The 17,172-nt window shown below is 67.2% G+C and carries 15 protein-coding genes and 1 tRNA gene; 7 read left to right on the top strand and 9 right to left on the bottom strand.

The features are described from left to right. The first annotated feature begins 79 nt into the window (after positions 1–79). Complete coding sequence (gene apaG / locus ACOEQ1_RS04850) at positions 80–484, top strand: Co2+/Mg2+ efflux protein ApaG (RefSeq protein ID WP_419758084.1); 405 nt, start codon at positions 80–82, stop codon at positions 482–484. A 96-nt stretch (positions 485–580) separates the two neighbouring features. Here apaG and ACOEQ1_RS04845 read toward each other — a convergent pair whose 3' ends face one another. Then, positions 581–805 (bottom strand): hypothetical protein, encoded by a 225-nt coding sequence (locus tag ACOEQ1_RS04845; RefSeq protein ID WP_419758083.1) that lies wholly within the window; start codon positions 803–805, stop codon positions 581–583. Between the two features lie 217 nt (positions 806–1,022). Here ACOEQ1_RS04845 and ACOEQ1_RS04840 point away from each other — a divergent pair, with 217 nt between their 5' ends. Both ACOEQ1_RS04840 and ACOEQ1_RS04835 read left to right on the top strand, forming a co-directional pair. Next, entirely contained in the window at positions 1,023–1,379 is a 357-nt protein-coding gene (locus ACOEQ1_RS04840) for a ribbon-helix-helix domain-containing protein (protein ID WP_419758082.1), read from the top strand. A 75-nt stretch (positions 1,380–1,454) separates the two neighbouring features. Continuing rightward, positions 1,455–3,542 carry a putative bifunctional diguanylate cyclase/phosphodiesterase gene (locus tag ACOEQ1_RS04835; protein WP_419758081.1) on the top strand — a complete coding sequence of 696 codons (2,088 nt, stop codon included), beginning with the start codon at positions 1,455–1,457 and terminating at the stop codon, positions 3,540–3,542. 7 nt (positions 3,543–3,549) lie between these two features. Here the strand turns inward: ACOEQ1_RS04835 and ACOEQ1_RS04830 are convergent, their stop codons facing one another. After that, complete coding sequence (locus ACOEQ1_RS04830) at positions 3,550–6,480, bottom strand: AsmA-like C-terminal region-containing protein (RefSeq protein ID WP_419758080.1); 2,931 nt, start codon at positions 6,478–6,480, stop codon at positions 3,550–3,552. A 10-nt stretch (positions 6,481–6,490) separates the two neighbouring features. After that, a complete protein-coding gene (locus ACOEQ1_RS04825; protein WP_419758079.1) occupies positions 6,491–10,090 on the bottom strand; it encodes a hydantoinase B/oxoprolinase family protein in 3,600 nt (1,199 codons plus the stop codon). Positions 10,091–10,189: 99 nt separating this feature from the next. On the opposite strand from ACOEQ1_RS04825, the gene ACOEQ1_RS04820 reads away from it, so the two are divergent. Then, entirely contained in the window at positions 10,190–11,002 is an 813-nt protein-coding gene (locus ACOEQ1_RS04820) for a TerB family tellurite resistance protein (RefSeq protein ID WP_419758078.1), read from the top strand. Here ACOEQ1_RS04820 and ACOEQ1_RS04815 read toward each other — a convergent pair. The 3 genes from ACOEQ1_RS04815 to ACOEQ1_RS04805 form a co-directional block, all read right to left on the bottom strand. Next, the gene (locus ACOEQ1_RS04815) at positions 10,999–13,113 is read right to left on the bottom strand and encodes an ATP-binding protein (protein ID WP_419758077.1); all 2,115 of its coding nucleotides are present in this window, start codon (positions 13,111–13,113) and stop codon (positions 10,999–11,001) included. The genes ACOEQ1_RS04820 and ACOEQ1_RS04815 overlap by 4 nt on opposite strands. Then, a complete protein-coding gene (locus tag ACOEQ1_RS04810) occupies positions 13,103–14,608 on the bottom strand; it encodes an ATPase domain-containing protein (RefSeq protein ID WP_419758643.1) in 1,506 nt (501 codons plus the stop codon). The genes ACOEQ1_RS04815 and ACOEQ1_RS04810 overlap by 11 nt, the downstream gene beginning before the upstream one ends. A gap of 86 nt (positions 14,609–14,694) precedes the next feature. Then, positions 14,695–15,027 (bottom strand): YggT family protein, encoded by a 333-nt coding sequence (locus ACOEQ1_RS04805; protein ID WP_419758076.1) that lies wholly within the window; start codon positions 15,025–15,027, stop codon positions 14,695–14,697. A gap of 150 nt (positions 15,028–15,177) precedes the next feature. On the opposite strand from ACOEQ1_RS04805, the gene ACOEQ1_RS04800 reads away from it, so the two are divergent. From ACOEQ1_RS04800 to ACOEQ1_RS04790, 3 genes are all read left to right on the top strand, one after another. Beyond that, positions 15,178–15,250: transfer RNA gene (locus tag ACOEQ1_RS04800), tRNA-Ala, on the top strand. Between the two features lie 123 nt (positions 15,251–15,373). Continuing rightward, entirely contained in the window at positions 15,374–15,565 is a 192-nt protein-coding gene (locus tag ACOEQ1_RS04795) for a hypothetical protein (protein ID WP_419758075.1), read from the top strand. Between the two features lie 45 nt (positions 15,566–15,610). Then, positions 15,611–16,246 (top strand): phosphoribosyltransferase, encoded by a 636-nt coding sequence (locus ACOEQ1_RS04790; RefSeq protein WP_419758074.1) that lies wholly within the window; start codon positions 15,611–15,613, stop codon positions 16,244–16,246. Here the strand turns inward: ACOEQ1_RS04790 and ACOEQ1_RS04785 are convergent. From ACOEQ1_RS04785 to ACOEQ1_RS04775, 3 genes are read right to left on the bottom strand one after another with little or no spacing between them, the layout of a single operon-like run. Next, positions 16,243–16,482: a hypothetical protein gene (locus ACOEQ1_RS04785; protein ID WP_419758073.1), complete on the bottom strand. Its 240-nt coding sequence runs from the start codon at positions 16,480–16,482 to the stop codon at positions 16,243–16,245. The genes ACOEQ1_RS04790 and ACOEQ1_RS04785 overlap by 4 nt on opposite strands. After that, on the bottom strand, positions 16,475–16,900 hold the full coding sequence (locus ACOEQ1_RS04780; RefSeq protein WP_419758642.1) for a type II toxin-antitoxin system VapC family toxin: 426 nt from the start codon (positions 16,898–16,900) through the stop codon (positions 16,475–16,477). Before ACOEQ1_RS04780 ends, ACOEQ1_RS04785 begins: the two co-directional genes overlap by 8 nt. After that, entirely contained in the window at positions 16,897–17,139 is a 243-nt protein-coding gene (locus ACOEQ1_RS04775) for a type II toxin-antitoxin system Phd/YefM family antitoxin (protein WP_419758072.1), read from the bottom strand. Before ACOEQ1_RS04775 ends, ACOEQ1_RS04780 begins: the two co-directional genes overlap by 4 nt. Between the last annotated feature and the right edge of the window lie 33 nt (positions 17,140–17,172).

Genomic DNA, 17,172 nt, shown 5'->3' with positions numbered 1-17,172 from the left:
TCAGCGTAGCGTGAGGAAAGGAGCTGGATACGGAAGCTTCCGGCATCCAAAGCAGAGGACCGCGGAGCGGCGGCACGATATGAGCAACGATTACACAAAGACGACGAACGGCATTCGCGTCAGCGTGCGCTCCTTCTATCTCGAAGATCAATCGCAAGCCGACGAGGGGCGCTTCGTCTGGGCCTACCGCGTGACGATCGAGAACAAAGGCCAGCAGACGGTGCAGTTGATCAGCCGCACATGGCGGATCACCAATGGGCTCGGCCGCGTCCAGCATGTGCATGGGGATGGCGTCGTCGGCGAACAGCCCGTCCTCGAGCCGGGCGAGGCATTCGAATATACATCCGGCACGCCGCTCGACACGCCGACCGGCTTCATGGCGGGCGAGTATCACATGGTAGTGCCGTCATCCGGCGAGCTGTTCGATGTGACGATACCCGCCTTCAGCCTGGACAGCCCTCACCAGAATCTACGAATGCATTAACGCCGGATCGAGCGAAGGTTAAGGCCGTTGATTGTGGACGCTACCTGCCGTTTCTAATCCGCATCTTTGGAACGCCTTCCGCTGATGCGACATTTACTAGAGCGAACGAGCCATAACGCTCATGGCCTGAACCCGCGCCGCATAGGGTGCGCGGCGATACGTGCGGCTCGCTGCCTCGCGTACCTCGGATAGTTGAGAGAAATGCTGCCCGTCGATTTCCTTCAACCGGGAATCGACACCCTTGAAGGTATATCCGTTGCCATAGAATGCGGCTGCGCCAACGAAAACGCCGTCGATCTCGATGATATAGGACTGTCTCATCGTTTTCTCCTGGAGAAGCCAAATCAACCGGGCTGTTCTTGATGACGTCCGCCGCCCGCAGCAGACCTAATCGAATCACGTGTCGCTTTAAATGAAATTCCTTGTGAATAAGTAAAGAAATGATGCGCGCAGGTAATGCGCCAGCCATTATTGTCGGTTCAAAACCGGCTGGAAAACACTCCCGCATGACCTGCCATGCAGTCAATCCCACAACAGGATGAGGCGACCACATACACCCTCGCCCTCTCTCCCGACAGAGCGGGGTCGGGATATTCACGCCACTGTCACTCCGCCCTACTCTCACGGATTGCAGTCAGCAGCACGAGCAGGGCCGGTCGGAATGCTAGTCAAACGCAGCTTCAGCATTGCTGGCCACCGAACCAGCGTTGCGCTGGAGCCGGAGTTCTGGGAAGCGCTGGAACAATGCGCCCGGAAGCGTGAAAAGCCGCTGGCAGCGCTTGTCCTCGAGGTTGACGCCGAGCGAACGCCGGCGAGACCTCTGGCGTCGGCTCTGCGCGTCCGTGCCCTGCGCGAGGCCGTCAATAGGCAGGAGACAGAAAACGCCTGCGGTTAACGGAGATCACGGCTTTGTGAGTCATGTTGGTTATGCGGAGTCAATAGTCTGGGGAGCCGAGGGACGCTGGAACTAATGCACGAAATCGCTTCCGCTTTTGCCGAACGGGCCCTGCAGATCTCGGGTGTCGGCGGGTGGGAGCTTGACCTTCGCACAGGAGCCGTCCGCTGGGACGCCGTCACCTTTGCCGTGCACGACCTCGATCCGGATCGGCCACCGACAGTCGAAGAGGCCCTCGCCTTTTATCCTCCCGCCGCTCGGGCGACGCTTTCCGGGGCTTTGGAGAAGGCGCGCCGCGACGGTGTTCCCTACGATCTCGAACTGCCGCTCGTCACGGCCACCGGACGGGAGATCTGGGTGCGAGCCTGCGGGGGGGCTATTTGCGAGAACGGCCAGATTACCGGTCTCGCAGGTGCTTTCCAGGATGTGACCGCCCGGCACGATCTCACGGAACGCGCGGAACGCCTGTCGCTCGTCGTTCGCAAGATGCCGAACGCCGTGGTCATCACCGATGCAGGCGGCTGCACGGAATGGTGCAACGACGCCTTCACCCGCATGAGCGGCATCCCGGCTGTCGAGATGATCGGCAAGCGGCCCGGGGCGCTGCTTCAAGGCATCGGCACCGACCCATCGACGCGCTCCTACATGCGGGCTTGCATCGAGAAGGGCGAGGGCTTCGATGCCGAGGTTCTGAACTACAGTCGCGACGGCCGATCTTACTGGATCGCCATCAACTGCACGGCGCTGCGGGACGATGACGGCCAGCTGACAGGCTTCCTCGCCGTCCAGACCGACATCACGGCGCGCCGCCTGGCCGAGGAGCAAGCCCGGCGGGAAGCAGCGGAGCGCCGCCGCATGGAGGCCTATCTGCGGTATCAGGCCGAGCACGACCCGCTGACCGGCCTCGCCAACCGCTCAGCCCTGCTGGCCGCCTTCGAGCACGCGCTCGCCGCGCCCGACGGCGGCGCGCTCGTGATTTTCGACGTCGATCACTTCAAGCAGATCAACGACACCCGCGGCCATGATGTGGGCGATGCCCTGCTGGTGGAGTTGGCCCAGCGCGTCAGCCGCCTGGCGCGGCCCGGCGACGTCATCGCCCGGCTGGGCGGCGATGAGTTCGCCCTGCTGGCGCCCGGCGACCGCACGTCCGAGGCCGCCGAAGCGCGGCTGTTCGACATCCACAAGGCGCTGACCGGAACGATGGAGCTGTTGGGCCAGCGTGTCGAGGTCAGCATATCCAGCGGGGTCACCATCTTCCCGATCGACGGGCGGCAGGTGCCGCGGCTGCTCAAGAACGCCGATCTTGCGCTTTACGAAGCGAAGCGCAGCGGTCGTCGCGCCTGGCGCGCCTTCCGCCCGGAACAGGCCGAGGCGCTGGATCGCCGGGCGCGTTTAGCGGAAGGGCTGCGGCACGCCCTGACCGACGGACAGATCACCGTCGCCTGGCAGCCGAAACGCCTGCTCCGCGGCGGCCACGTGGCGTTCGAGGCCATACCGTTCTGGCGTAACGGGCACCGGATTGTGCCCCGTGCCGATCTTGTGGCGGCCGCAATCGAAACCGGGTTGGCCTGCGAGCTGGGCCGCTTGGTGATGGAGGGGGCGCTCGGCCGCCTCGCCGCGCTCCGCGCCCAGGGCCTCGAGCCAGGGCGCGTCGAGATCGGCGTCTATGGCCGTCAGGTTGCGGAAGCCGGATTTGTCGGTGAAACCAAGGAACTGCTGAGGCGTTTTGGCCTGCGTCGGGGCGATCTGGAAATCAAGATCACGGAGGATATGGTCCATGGCCGCATCGGCGCGGCTGTGGAGAATGCCCTCCGGGCGCTCGACGACTGCGGCATCACCAGCGTGATCGAGACCGGAGACGCGTGCCTAGTGTCGCTGTCGACGCTCGCCCGCCTGCCGATCGCCCGCATCAAGATCGACGCGTCCTTCATCGCCGAGATCGGCACCGGGCGCCGCAGCGAAGCGATCGTGCGCGCGGCGATCGGTCTCGCGCATGGTCTGGGCTTCCAGGCTGTCGCCGTGGGCGTGGAGACGCCGGCGCAGCTCCTGTTTCTGGAGCGGCATGGCTGCGACGTGGTCCAGGGCCCGCTCATCGCACCGCTGATGACGACGACCGAAGAAGCGGCGCGCTATCTGTCGAAACCCTGGCTGATGACGGCTTGACCCGAAGTCAGTTCATGGCCGTGCCGTGGACGATCCAGGAGGCTGGGTGGCTTACCGGTCCCTGGAGGACCGCGTTGACGATACTGCCTCCACCGGCCGGCTTGAGCGCCAGGTTGAGGTTGCAGACCCCGCGGACGAGATCGACCTGACCGGTCGCCATCATGACCCCGGCGGCGCCGTCGAGCTGAAACCCGGTAACCTGCATTTCGCCCAGGACGACGCTCGCCGAAGCCTTCAACGTATTGAACGCCGACGTGCCGGCGAACAGGTCGGCCTTGTGCAACTCGGCCAGCGTCGCCTCCAGGCCGGGCTTCGATACCGCTCCGAGATCGATGCCGCCGATGACACCGGGCCCCGCCGTTAAGCTCATGGTTGCGTCGAGGCTCGCCAGCCACGAGGCGAGGCTGTAGCCGCGTGCGGCAAGCGTCGCGCGACCGTTCAGCGAGGTTGCGGTCAGCGCGACCGGAAGCAAGCCCGAGAGGACATCGTCGCCCGCCGGCGGCGAGGCCGCGCCCGCGAGCCCGAGGGTCGCCGTCAGCGTCGGTGGGTCCGCCGCCGCCAGACTTAACGTGCCGGTCAGCGTGCCGCCAAGAAGACGCGCGCGCTCGATCGCCACCTGCAGCACGCCGTCGTGAAGCCGCGTTTCGGCATGCACGTCGCTCGCGACCGGCAAGAGGTCGTTCATCACCCGGTTGACGGTGATGTCGAGCGTTGCCTCCCAGCCCCGCAGCAGCGCCACCGGAATGGGGTCGTCGGTTGCGGGCTCCGGCCAGGGTAGCGTGTCGATCACGAGCGTCCCGGTAATCTGCCGCGCAGCGGGCGGGCGGGCGGAGGCCCGAGCGAGCCTGCCGCTGCCATGCAGCATGCCGAGGCTGAAGGTCACCGGAGACAGCGACCAGGAACTGCCGTCAGACGCCACGTTCGACACGACGGACAGCGAGCCCTCGCCGAGCCACGCGGGCGCGTCGGTGTAGCCGAGGGTGCGCAGCAGGCGCGAGGCGTTGGGATGCTGCAGGGTGACCGGACCCTGCCAATGGTCGTGAACCAGATCCATGACCGGCTGGGCGGAAACGTCGAGGTCGCCGAGCGATCCCTGAAGTGAAACCGCGAGAGCGTTCGGCGGCCCGGCAGCGGTGACCGTGGCGGCCAGCGGCGCGTTCCAGAAGGTGCGCTCCCCCCGGAGCCGGGCCGGCAGGAGGTCGATGAAGGGGTTAGCATGCGGCGCCGCCAGCACCAGCCGCGCATCGCTGAGCACGCCGCCGCCGTCCATGGCTCCTGAAACGAGAACCTGGACGCCCTGATCCTGACCGGCCAGCTGGCGAAGGTTCAGGCGGCCGCCGCTGATCGCCGCATCGAGCACGCCGTGATCGATGCGGTCGTCACCGAGCCAGACCTCATCGGCCGTGAGGCGCAGGTCCGCTGTCGTGCCGGCGAGGGCATGGGCCAGCAGATCCGGACGCGGCGGGTCCACCAGCCAGTCGGGCGGCAGCCACTGCCCAAGATCGATCTTGCCGAAGTCGAGCCCGGCGGCGACCGAGGCGGCCGGACCGAGCCCAAGCGCGAAACCGCCCGCGATGGTGGTGTCGTTCATCCGCCCGGCGATGCCGGTGACCGCGGCGCGACGGGGATCGGCGGCGACATCGGCAGTGATCGCGAGACTGGCGAGACCCGATAGTGCGCCGGAAAAGTCGGGCAGCAGCTTCGACTGCGCCAGCCAGTGCAGCGTGACGGCGGGCGACGGCGCGCCCAGGCTCATCCGGCCAATGAAGGAGATGCTCGCCGGGTCATAGAAGCCGGTGAGCGCGATCGCTGCCTCGCCGGGCAATGTGGCGTGGACATCGTCGACGCGGATCCGCGTGGCCGAGGTGACGAGCTTCAGCCCGAAGCGGCGCAACAGGCCGTCCCCGAAAACGGCGGAGTCCGCGTCGAGATCGAGGCTGAGCGGCGGCGCGCTCGTGCTGCCGGCGGGAAAAGCGGTGAGCCAGGGTGCGAGGTCCAGCATCGGAGTGTGCAGGTGGATGGTCAGGCCAGGCGACGGAGCCATCGGTGCCTTCGGGGTCGTGAGCCGCAGCCGGACATTGCCGCTCGCCGGCATGTTGCCGAGGCTGAGAGCCAGATCGGTGAGGTTCACGCTGCGGCCATCGGCGCGGAGCGAGCCTTCGGCGTCGAAGGGGAGCGCCGGCGCCGGCACGAGGGCCGCGAGATCGTCGCCATGCGCCGTGAAGCTGCCGATAACCTGACCGCTGGCAGCCATTACGCCTTTGAAACCAAAGGTGCCGGCGGGCGTCGCCGCATTCTGCAGCGTCAACTGCAGCGGTGCGCCTCCATCGTTCTGCGGCCAGGCGAGGCCGATGCTCAACTGCCATGCCTCACCGCCGGCCTCCGCCGTTCCGTCGATCCTGAGCGCCGTCGTCGCGCCGCCGGTGACCACGCCGATATTGGCGTCCGTCACATGGAGCGGACCGATGACGAGGCTGCCGCGCGTGACATTCGCGGAGAGCGCGGCCAGCCAAGGCGGCGGTTCGATCGAGATCGGCCCGCGTGGCAGGGGCCAGGGCAGACGGATGTCGGGCCGGTCGAGCACGACGTGCGTGACCTCCACACGGCCGGTGAGCAACGCGCCGAGCGAGAGGTTGAGCGTGAGCGCGCGCGTGCCCATACGCACGCCGTCCCCGTCGTCGCGGACCTCGACGCGTTCGGCGGTGATGGAGGGCTGGGGCAGCAGGCCGAGCCGGATCGGCCCGCTGATCTCGACGCGACGCCCGAGAAAGCCGCTGGCGGCGGCCTCGATCGCCGCGCGGTGAGCGTTCCAGTCGAACAGGCGCGGCCCGATCCAGATGCCGGCGACGATCACCACGGCACCCGCGAGCAGAACCGGCACGGGCCTTATGCGAAAGGACCGCCGCTTCTGGTAGCGCGAGCGCTGGGGCGCTCTCAATCCAGCTCCGTCATGGTTTTCCGTAGCCTCCGCCGCCGGGCGTGGCCACGCCTAGCACGTCGCCGGCTAACAGGTCGCGACGGTCGCGGCCCTCCATGCGAATGATTGCGCCGTCGCGCTCGATCCATTGCTCGCCGACGGCGCCCGAACCGCCGCCGGCAAGCCCGAACGGGCCTTCGCGGCGGCGCGAGGAGACGATCACGGCCGTCATCGGCTCCAGGAACCGGAGGCGGCGGATGACGCCGTCGCCGCCGCGCCACTGGCCGGCGCCGCCCGAACCGACGCGCCGCCCGAACTGCTCGACCCTGACCGGGTAGCGCAATTCCAGCACCTCGGGATCGGTCATGCGTGTGTTGGTCATGTGTGTCTGGACTGTCGCCGCCCCGTCGAACCCCGGCCCCGCGCCGACGCCGCCGCAGATCGTCTCGTAATACTGGCGACTGGCATCCCCGAATAGAAGGTTGTTCATCGTCGCCTGGGCCGACGCGCAGACGCCTAGCGCGCCGAACAGGGTGTTGCACACGGCCTGCGAGACTTCCGTATTGCCGGCGACCACGGCGGCCCCCGGCGCGGGCGCGAGAAAGCTGCCGGGCGGGATCAGGATGTCCAACGGCTCGAGGCAGCCGTCGTTCAGCGGGATGTCCTCGCCGATGAGGCAGCGGAAGACATAGAGCACCACCGCGCGGGTGACGGCCGGGGGCGCGTTGAAGTTGCCGGCGCTCTGCACACCGGTGCCGGCGAAGTCGATGGTCGCGCGACGCATGGCGTGGTCGATGCGGATCGCGACCCGCAGCGGTGCGCCGTCATCCATGGTGAGCGCGAAGGCGCCGTCCTCCAGCCCGTCGATGACCCGACGGACGCTCTCCGCCGCATGGGCGCGGAGATGGTTCATGTACGCGTCCACGCGCGGCCAGCCCCAGTCGCGCATGATCCGGGCCATCTCCCGCGAGGCGGCCTCGTTGGAAGCGACCTGGGCCGCGATGTCCGCGACGTTGATGTCGGGGCTGCGGGCCGGATAGCGGGCTTGGCCAAGCAGATCGCGGAAGGGCTGCTCGCGAAACCGGCCCTGCTCGACGAGCAGGAAATCATCGATGACGACGCCCTCCTCCTCCAGCGTGCGGCTGTCGGGCGGGGTGGAGCCGGGCGTGGTGCCGCCGATATCCGCGTGGTGCCCGCGATTGGCGGTAAAGAAGCGGATATGCTGGCCGGTCTCGTCGAAGACCGGCGTGATGACGGTCACGTCGGGCAGATGGGTGCCGCCGGCAAAGGGATTGTTGAGCGCCACCACGTCGCCGGGCCGCAGGCTCCCGCCGCGCTTGGCGATGACGTGCCGCACGCTCTCGCCCATCGCGCCGAGATGCACCGGCACATGCGGGGCATTGGCGATCAGCCGCCCCTCGCCGTCGAAGATGGCGCAGCTGAAATCGAGCCGCTCCTTGATGTTGACGCTCAGCGAGGCGTTCTGAAGCACGACGCCCGCCTGCTCGGCGACGCTCATGAAGAGGTTGCGGAAAAGCTCCAGCAGCACAGGGTCGGCGTGATCCGCGTCCGCGCCTTCGTCCGCGGCGGCCATGGCCTCCACACGGTCGAGCACCATGCCGTTGGTGGCCGTGACGGTGGCGGACCAGTGCGGCTCGATCATCGTCGTGGCGTTCGCCTCGCGGATGAGGGCGGGGCCGGCGATGGTGTCGCCCGCACGCAGATCGAGGCGCTCGAACACCGGCGTGTCGTGCGTCTCGCCACCGGTGAAGACCGCCACATGGTCGATGGGCGCGAGCGAGGAGCCCGAGGCGCGCGGCGGAAGCGATGCCTCCTCCGGCGGCTCGGCGGCGGCGACCGCCTCCACCGACAGTGCTTCCAGGATGAGCGGGCGATCGGGCGCCGCGAAGCCGAAGCGCGCCTGATGCTGGCGCCCGAAATCGGCCCGCATGGCGTCGAGGGACGCAAGCGCCACCGGCAGAGGCGCATCGGTGCCCGACAGCCGCAGCTCCGCGGTCACGGAGACTGCGACCGCCTCGCCGGCAGCGCCCTGGCCCGCGAGTTCGGCCCGCGCGGCGTCCTCCAGCCGGGCGCGCAGGGCATCGATTTCGGGCAGCAGCCCGGGCTCAAGCTCGCGTTCCACGGCCTGCGTCCGGATGACGGACTGGTCGGCGAGACCCATGCCGTACGCGGAGAGCACGCCCGCCAGCGGGTGGATGAAGATGCGCGTCATGCCGAGCGCATCGGCGACCATGCAGGCGTGCTGCCCGCCCGCGCCGCCGAAGCAGGCAAGGGTGAAGCGCGCGGCGTCGTGGCCGCGGCGGAGGGTGATCTCACGGATCGCGCCCGCCATGTGCGCGACCGCGATGCGGACGAAACCCTCCGCGAGCGCGAGCGGGTTCTGCGGACGCCCGGTGGCGTCCGCAACCTCCGCGGCCAGGGCATCGATCGCGGCGGACACCGCATCGGCGTCGAGCGGCTCCTGTCCTCGCGGACCGAAGATCGCCGGGAAGTGCGCGGACTGGATCTTGCCGAGGAGCAGGTTCGCGTCGGTGACCGTCAGCGGTCCGCCGTGGCGGTAGCAGAGCGGCCCCGGATGCGCGCCGGCCGAGCCCGGCCCCGCAGTCAGCCGGGCGCCGTCGAAACCAAGCACCGAACCGCCACCGGCGGCGACCGTGTGGATCGCCATCATCGGGACGCGCAGCCGCACGCCGGCGATCTCGGTTTCTGTTGCGCGCTCAAAACGTCCGGCGTAGAGGGCCACGTCGGTCGAGGTGCCGCCCATGTCGAAGCCGATGACGCGGTCGAAGCCCGCCGCGGCGGCGGTGCGCGCGGCGCCGACGATGCCGCCGGCAGGCCCGGACAAGATGGCGTCGCGGCCGGCGAAGCGGTCGGCGCGGGCGAGGCCGCCATGCGACTGCATGAAGAACAGCGGCACATCCGGCAGCGCGCCCGCGACGCGATCGACGTAGCGGCGCAGGACCGGCGAGAGGTAGGCGTCGGCGACCGTCGTCTGCCCGCGCGGCACGAGGCGCAGCAACGGCCCGGTCTCGTGGCTGGTGGAAATCTGCGTGAAGCCCGCTTCGGCCGCGAGCGCCGCGATACGCCGCTCGTGCTCCGGGAACGCCCAGGCGTGCATCAGCGCGATGGCGACGGCGGCAAGGCCCCCTGCCCGCGCATCCGCCAGCGCGGCGCGGATGGCGGGCTCGTCGAGCGGCGCCACCTCGCGGCCATCGGCGCCGATGCGGCCCGACACCTCCAGCACGTCGTTGTAGAGCACGGGCGGAAGACGGACATCGAGGTCGAACAGCCGCGGCCGCGCCTGATTGCCGATCCGCAGAAGATCGCCGAGGCCCTGGTTGATGACGAGCAGTACCGGCGTCCCTCGCCGTTCCAGCAGCGCGTTGGTGGCGACCGTCGTGCCCATGCGGACCTGGGCGATCGCACCGGGCGGAATTGGCGCCCCCGGGGCGAGCGCCAGGATGTCGCGAATGCCCGCGATGGCGGCATCATCGTACTGGCCCGGATTCTCGGAGAGGAACTTGCGGGTGACGACGCTGCCTGCCGCATCCCGTGCAACGATATCGGTGAAGGTGCCCCCACGATCGATCCAGAACTGCCAAGGAATCATAGACCGACCATTCATTCAAAGTTGCCCATTAGATGACGCCCAGGTGGTGACGCGTTTGTTCATATCGCCCGGGCCGCGCCTCCGTGTTAGACCGCTCTCATGCTCTGGGGAAAGATCATCGGCGGCGTTGCTGGCTTCGCCGTCGGAGGCCCTGCGGGCGCCGTCATGGGCGCGGCACTCGGTCACGCGGCCGATGCGGGCGCAATTCCGCAGATCCAGAAGGGGTTGCGCGGCTTCATGCCCGGCGGCCTGGGCGGTAATTCGGCACCGCTCAATTCGGCCCGGCTCGCGGCCATGCTCGGCCACCGGGACCAATTATTTGCGATCGCGGCGGTGACACTATCGGCGAAACTCGCGAAATGCGACGGACCGGTCAACCGGGCGGAAATAGACGCATTCAAGGCCGCCTTCCATGTGCCGCCGCAGAATGTGCCGACGGTCGGGCGGCTGTTCGACGAGGCACGCAAATCCTCCAACGGCTACGAGGCCTTTGCCGAAGAACTCGCCCTCGCCTTCGAGGCCGACAACCGCGTCCTCCTGGAAGAGGTGCTGCGGTCGCTGTTCGTGATCGCCCGCGCGGACGGCGGGTTGAATGCGTCCGAGCTGCGGTTTCTCGCCGACGTGCATCGTCTGCTGCGGCTGGACCAGTTCGCCTGGGAGCAGGCGAAAGGCGGCGCGCAGGAGCGTGCGCGGCCGTCGTCGGATGAGGGCGATCCCTACAGCGTGCTCGGGCTCACCAGAGGCGCCACGAGCGAGCAGCTGCGGGAGGCGCGCAAGCGGCTGATGCGGGAGAACCACCCCGACACGCTGGCATCGCGCGGCGTGCCGCCGGAATTCATCGCACGTTCCACGGAGCGCGCGGCGCAGGTCAATGCCGCCTGGGACCGCATCAAGCGCGAACGCGGGCTTTAGGAAACCGCTTCGGAGTGCAGGAGCGGAGACGACGGCGCCAGAAGCTTTGAAATCTCCGCCTCTAGCTGACTTTGCTTGTAGGGCTTGCCCAGACGCGGCAGCGAGATCGTCTCGCCGCTCGGCAATTCGGCGTAGCCGGTTGCTAGCAGGATAGGCAGTTCCGGCCGCAACTTCCGCGCCGCCTCGGCAAGCTGCAGGCCGGTCATCCCGGGCATGGAGAAGTCCGTGATCATGAGGTCGACGCGCGGCCCGTCCCGCAGGAGCGCCACCGCCTTCGCGCCGGAATGGGCCTCGATCACCTCATGCCCGAGATCCTCCAACATGCCGGCCGTGCTCATGGCGATCAGCGCGTCATCATCGACGATGAGAATGGTAGCCCGGGACACGGATTTCTCGCGCGCGTCCGTTGCCACCAGAGCGGCCGCCGGCTGAGGCGCCGCCCACTCGGAAGACGCCGGCAGCCAAAGCTCCGCCCGCGTCCCGCGTCCCGGGACGCTCGCCAGATGCAAGGTGCCCTTCAGCTGCACGGCCAAGCCATGAATGGTGGACAACCCAAGCCCGGTGCCCTTGCCCCGACCCTTGGTCGTGAAGAAGGGGTCGATCGCACGCGCCAGCGTTTCGCGGTCCATGCCGTGGCCGGTATCCGTCACGATGAGACGCAAGTAGCGACCGGGCGCCAACCCTTCCGGCTCATCGTGGCGCATGGCCTCGGCCCCTACTGCTTCGACCCGCACCGTATCGAGCGCGATCGAAAGCTTCCCGCCCTCCGCCATGGCATCGCGGGCGTTGAGCGCGAGGTTGAGCAGCGCCATTTCAATCTGGTTGGCATCGGCCAAGGCGGGCGGAAGATCCTCCGCGACATCGATCCGCATCTCGACCGATGATCCGACCGAGCGCTCGAGAAGTTCCAGCATCCCGTTCAGAAGGGCCGACATGTCGACCGGCTCGACATTGAGATCCTGGTTGCGGGCGAAAGCGAGCAGGCGCTGGGTAAGCGTGGCACCGCGCCGGGCACCCTGCAAAGCGCCGTCGACGAGCCGGGACTCCCGGCTGTCCGGCGGGATGTACTTGCCCAGCAGATCGAGATTGGAGAGTATCGCCATCAGGAGGTTGTTGAAGTCGTGCGCCACCCCGCCGGTGAGTTGCCCGATCATCTCCAGCTTCTGGGACTGACGCAGCCGCTCCTCCGCTTCCTCACGACTGCGGATTTGCTCCAGCACGGAACGGTGCGCCTCTTCGAGTTCCGCCGTGCGCAGCCCGACCCGTTGCTCCAGCGTTTCGTTGAGCTGGCGCCACGAATCTTCGGAAGCCTTACGGGCCGTGATGTCCGAGCAAACGCCGACGAGGCGCAAGGGTCCGCCTTCGCGGTCTCGCAGGATGCGTGCTCTGGCCTCGCCCCAGTGGATGCTGCCGTCCGGCCAGACCGTGCGGTATTCGATGGCGTAGTCTACACCCTCGTCGATCGCGCGCCGCAGCGCCTTGTCCATACGACGGCGATCCGCGCCGAAGACGCTCTGCACCATCTCGATGTACGAGAACGGCTCATCCGGCTTGCGCCCGAACACCGCCTTGCAGGTTTCGGAGCAGAGCAACGTCCATGTGCCGAGATCGAGCTCCCACGCGCCCAGATGTCCGGCCAACAAGGCAGTCCTCAGCCGCGCCTCGCTCTCGTGCAGTTCTTCGATCCGGCGCCGCGCTTCATATTGCCTGTCGCGCCCTTTCAGAGCGGTGCGCGCCACGCTCACGAAGGTCGTGGGATGGAAGGGACGTTCGAGGAAGGTGACGTTGCCGAGGATATCGGAGAGACGGGCCGCAGCCGGATTGCGTTCCGGGCCGCCGCCGCGCTGAGTGAGCACGATGAACGGCAGGTCCGACCAGCTCGGCTGGCTCGCGACCCATCCGGCTATTCCACGAAGGTCAACGGATGCGACAGCCTCCTCCGTCAGCAACGCGAAGCAGACGTCGCTCCCGAGCAATCCCCCGAACACATCGAGACTGTTGCAGATCGTGGAGGACACGCCCGCCTCCCGCAGCAGGCTCTGGGCGACGGTCGCGTCCCTGCCCAGCGGCGCCAGGATGATCGCGCCGCTTGCTGTCGGCTCACGCTGCACCGGACTGATCGATCCCGTTGCCGGTCTGGCTGGTTGGACTGACCAAGACCGGAACCCCGCGCAGGACGCCCTGAAAGTCGGTCACCGGCGGCCCCATCGATATCCCGCCGCGGCCCACCCGGAACTCGCGGATTGTATCCTCATGCTCGCCGGTCCGTTTCTTGATCACGGAGATCGCCCGTCTGACGCGGCCGGCCGCCTCGAAAAAGCGCAGCAGGATGACAGTGTCGGCGAGGTAGGTGACATCGACCGGCGTCTTCATTTCGCCAAGAAGGCCGTGCTGCGCCACCGTCAGGAACGTCGATGCGCCCTGCCGGTTGAGATACTGCAACAGCTCGTGGATATGCAGGATGAGCGCATTCTCCTCCGGCATCGCCGCCTGATAGCCGTTCAGGCTGTCGATCACCACCGTCCTCACCCGAGCCCTGTCGACGCAATCCCGCACGCGTGCGGTGAACTCCCCCGGGGACAGTTCGGCGGCATCCACCTGCTCGATGTAGAGACTGCCCCGGTCCCGGAGCGCCTCAAGGTCGAAGCCCATCGAACGGGTGCGGCTGAAGAGCAGCCCCAGCTCCTCGTCGAAAACGAACATGGCGGCGGTTTCCCCGCGAGCGACGGCCGCAACGAGGAACTGAATGGCGACCGCGCTCTTGCCGGTGCCCGAGGGGCCGATAATGACGGCGCTCGACCCCTGCTCCACGCCGCCGCCGAGAAGCGCGTCGAACTCGAGAATGCCGGTGGTCATGACCTGCCGGAGGAAGGGCGTTCGATGCTCCGCCGCCACGAGGCGGGGGAACACGATGAGGCCGCCGCGCCGGATGGTGAAGTCGTGGTAGCCCCCGCGATACGCCTGGCCACGATACTTGGTGATGCGGACACGCCGTCGTTCGGCACCGTAATTCGGCGCCAGTTCCTCGAGGTGAATAACGCCGTGGACGACGCTGTGGACCGTCTTGTCGAGCTGCTCCGAGGTCATGTCGTCAAGCAGGAGAACAGTCGCATGCTGGCGCGCAAAGTAGTGCTTGAGCACCAAAATCTGCCGCCGGTAGCGCAGCGAGCTTTGCGCCAGCAAGCGGATTTCGGACAGGCTGTCGAGCACGACCCGCGTCGGCTTGATCCGCTCGAAGACCTGGAAGATGAGCTTCGTGGTCTCGCCCAGCTCAAGGTCGGAGGAATAGAGCAGGCTTTGGTGCTGATCAGCGTCGAGCAGGCTCTCCGGAGGCACAAGCTCGTAGATGTCGATGCCGTCGCCGATGGTCCAGCCATGCGAGCGCGCACCGAGGCGCAACTCCTGCTCGGTCTCCGAGAGGGTGATGTAGAGGCCGCGTTCGCCCTGCCGCGCGCCCTCAAGCAGGAAGTTCAGGGCGATGGTCGTCTTACCTGTGCCTGGATTGCCTTCCAGCAAGAAGACATGGCCTGGTGTCAGGCCGCCCTCCAGGATGGTGTCGAGGCCTGGAACCCCCGTGCGGGCCTTAGCGAGGGTACGATCCTCCACGTCCAACGGCTGTTTCCTTCATCAACCCGAACCGGATGTAATGGCCCGAGAGCTTTTCGCAAGCGAGACGGAGGCGGTGAAGTCCCTCAGAAACCGCCGCCGCCGCCGCCAAGCATCATGTGCACATAGAGGTCGGCGATCAGCCTCTGCAGGGCCCCGAGCAGCAGAATGGCGATCAGCGGGCTGATGTCGATCCCACCGAGATAGGGAATGATGCGACGGATCGGCCTCAGGACCGGCGCGGTCACCCGATCCAGGAAGTCCATGACGGTCCAGACCAGCCGGTTGCGAGTGTCGATGACGCCGAAGGAGGCCAGGGTGCTGACGACAGCGGCCAGGATGATGGCCCAGATGTAGAGGCTGATGATCTTCTCGATAAGCCAGACGATTGTGCTCAGAAAAGGCTGGGCGGCATCCATTTGGTGTCGTTTCCTCCTGCGCGGCAAGCGAAGCCCGCCCAGCCGGTCGCGGCGGACCCTAACGGGCGAGGCAGACAGGCGCAACCGACCCGAGCAGAGGGCGCGCTTGACAGTGGCCCGGCATCTGACCATGTTCCGCGCCCACGGTTCGGGGCTGTAGCTCAGCTGGGAGAGCGCGTCGTTCGCAATGACGAGGTCAGGGGTTCGATCCCCCTCAGCTCCACCGTGCCTCACCCCACATTCGCAATCGCATCAATGCTTAGTGGCGCGAGGTTAGCGCCAACTCTCAACATTTGGACATGGTTGCGCCACATGGTTGTCACGCTCGATGAGGCAATCTCGCGGCATGAGCGCAACGAATTCCACTGCACGGGACGGCGGCTGCACCGACGACGGTGAGCCGATGGCGACACCTTCCGACGACGCTTCGCCGTCACCGCCTGCGGGCGTGCCATTCGACTGGCAGGTGCTGCTGCTGCGTTACCTGCCGCAGCCCGTCGGCTCGACGCACGTCATCAAGCGGCTGGCGCCCCGGTAGGACGGGGGGCTCCCTGCCAATCTCCCGACGCCTTACAATCGGACGATGGATGGTTTCTGGCAGGGCTTCGCGAACGGCGCGGTCGAAGGGCCACCTTTCATCGACCGTTACGCGGTGGAACTGGCGCCCGGACGCTGGCTCGTGCTGCCGATCCGGGTCCTGCCCGGTGGGCGCACGGCGGTCGCCTCCTTCATCGCCAACCAGGCGAGCTTCTCCGTGCTGGACCTGCTGACGGAGCGGATGGCGGCCCTCGCAGTGGAGGTTCAACCCGATGTCGTGGTCGGGCTGCCGACGCTGGGCCTTGCCTTCGCTCCCGGAGTCGCGCGCAGGCTGGGACATGAGAACTTCGTGCCGCTCGGCTATTCACGGAAGTTCTGGTACCGCGACGACATGTCGGTGCCGATCCGCTCGATCACCTCGCCGGGCGAGGGCAAGCGGCTGTATATCGATCCGCTGATCCTGCCGCGTCTGGCGGACAGGCGTGTCGTCGTCATCGATGATGTCGCCAGCACGGGCGCGTCGCTCGGCGCGGTGGCGGCATTGCTCGGCACGCTGGGTATCGCGATCGAGGGCTGTGTCGTCGCCATGCGCCAGGGCGCGGGCACAATGCCGTTGCCGGTGCGGAGCGTATTCCAGCCGCCGCGCTTCGTGCGTCGGGCAGACGGGTGGTGGCCGATCTAACGAAGCGGCTGGTGGCAGACGGCTTCGATGTTGTGCCCATCAGGGTCGAGCACGAAGGCGCCGTAGTAGTCGGCGCGCTCGCCGTCGCCATAGCCTGCGGAGGCATCGCCCTCGCCGCACATACAGACGATGCCGGGCGAAGCCAGCGCCGCATCATAGAAGGCGCGCGCGCACCAGATCGTTGACGCCGATGGTGACGTGGTCGAGCAATTCAGGCGCGCCCTGGCATCAGACAAGTGTCCTGGCAATGCCGACTTCCGAGCAGGCGTCGCTCAGCCGCCGGTCTAGGGTGCAGACGGTCATGCCTCGATCTTCGCAGATAGCCAGATGCAGAGCATCGCCCGAACGGAGGCCGAGGCTATACTGACTAGCCAGAGAAGCAGCCCGCCGAAAATGAACCCGGTCGACAGGCAGCACCGTGAACGTCGCGCGGCAGAGCCGGGTGAACTCCGTGAGCGCATTCGCCTGATGAACCGCGTCGAGCTGTCCCATCCGCCTCTTGATTGAGAGTGCCGAGGCCAGCTCGGTCACTACCCAATCGCTGATCATAAGATCATCCTGACCAGCCGCATGGAGCCATGCCAGAACCCGGTCCGTCGCGGCCTCCCGAGTGAGGGACGCCACGAGCAGGGACGTGTCGAGATAGAGGGTCAGTAACGGTCCTCGTCCCGCATTCTGCGGACGAAATCAGCGCCCGCTTCAGACTGCGGCTCCATCGCCGCCGTCAGAGCGCGGAGTCGTTCAACGTCCACGGGCTCGCGGGGCGTCTCGATCGGCGTGATCTGCGCCACCGTCTTTCCGCGCCTGGTGATGCTCACGCTCTCGCCCGAGGCGGCCCGCTCCACCAACTCGCTTAAACGTGCCTTTGCATCGGCAAGTGTCACGGTCTCCACAACAGCCTCCTGACCAAGTAGTTGGTCATATCG

This window comes from Acidisoma sp. (assembly GCF_965199065.1).
Taxonomy (GTDB): Bacteria; Pseudomonadota; Alphaproteobacteria; order Acetobacterales; family Acetobacteraceae; genus Acidisoma.
The sequence above is the reverse complement of the archived record's forward strand: the minus strand, read 5'-3'. Positions and strand labels throughout refer to the sequence as shown.

Bases quoted from the DNA above. Each gene is read 5' to 3' on its own strand.
- apaG (WP_419758084.1), top strand. From the start codon at position 80: ATGAGCAACGATTACACAAAGACGACGAACGGCATTCGCGTCAGCGTG.
- ACOEQ1_RS04845 (WP_419758083.1), bottom strand. From the start codon at position 805: ATGAGACAGTCCTATATCATCGAGATCGACGGCGTTTTCGTTGGCGCA.
- ACOEQ1_RS04840 (WP_419758082.1), top strand. From the start codon at position 1,023: ATGAGGCGACCACATACACCCTCGCCCTCTCTCCCGACAGAGCGGGGT.
- ACOEQ1_RS04835 (WP_419758081.1), top strand. From the start codon at position 1,455: ATGCACGAAATCGCTTCCGCTTTTGCCGAACGGGCCCTGCAGATCTCG.
- ACOEQ1_RS04825 (WP_419758079.1), bottom strand. From the start codon at position 10,090: ATGATTCCTTGGCAGTTCTGGATCGATCGTGGGGGCACCTTCACCGAT.
- ACOEQ1_RS04820 (WP_419758078.1), top strand. From the start codon at position 10,190: ATGCTCTGGGGAAAGATCATCGGCGGCGTTGCTGGCTTCGCCGTCGGA.
- ACOEQ1_RS04805 (WP_419758076.1), bottom strand. From the start codon at position 15,027: ATGGATGCCGCCCAGCCTTTTCTGAGCACAATCGTCTGGCTTATCGAG.
- ACOEQ1_RS04795 (WP_419758075.1), top strand. From the start codon at position 15,374: ATGAGCGCAACGAATTCCACTGCACGGGACGGCGGCTGCACCGACGAC.
- ACOEQ1_RS04790 (WP_419758074.1), top strand. From the start codon at position 15,611: ATGGATGGTTTCTGGCAGGGCTTCGCGAACGGCGCGGTCGAAGGGCCA.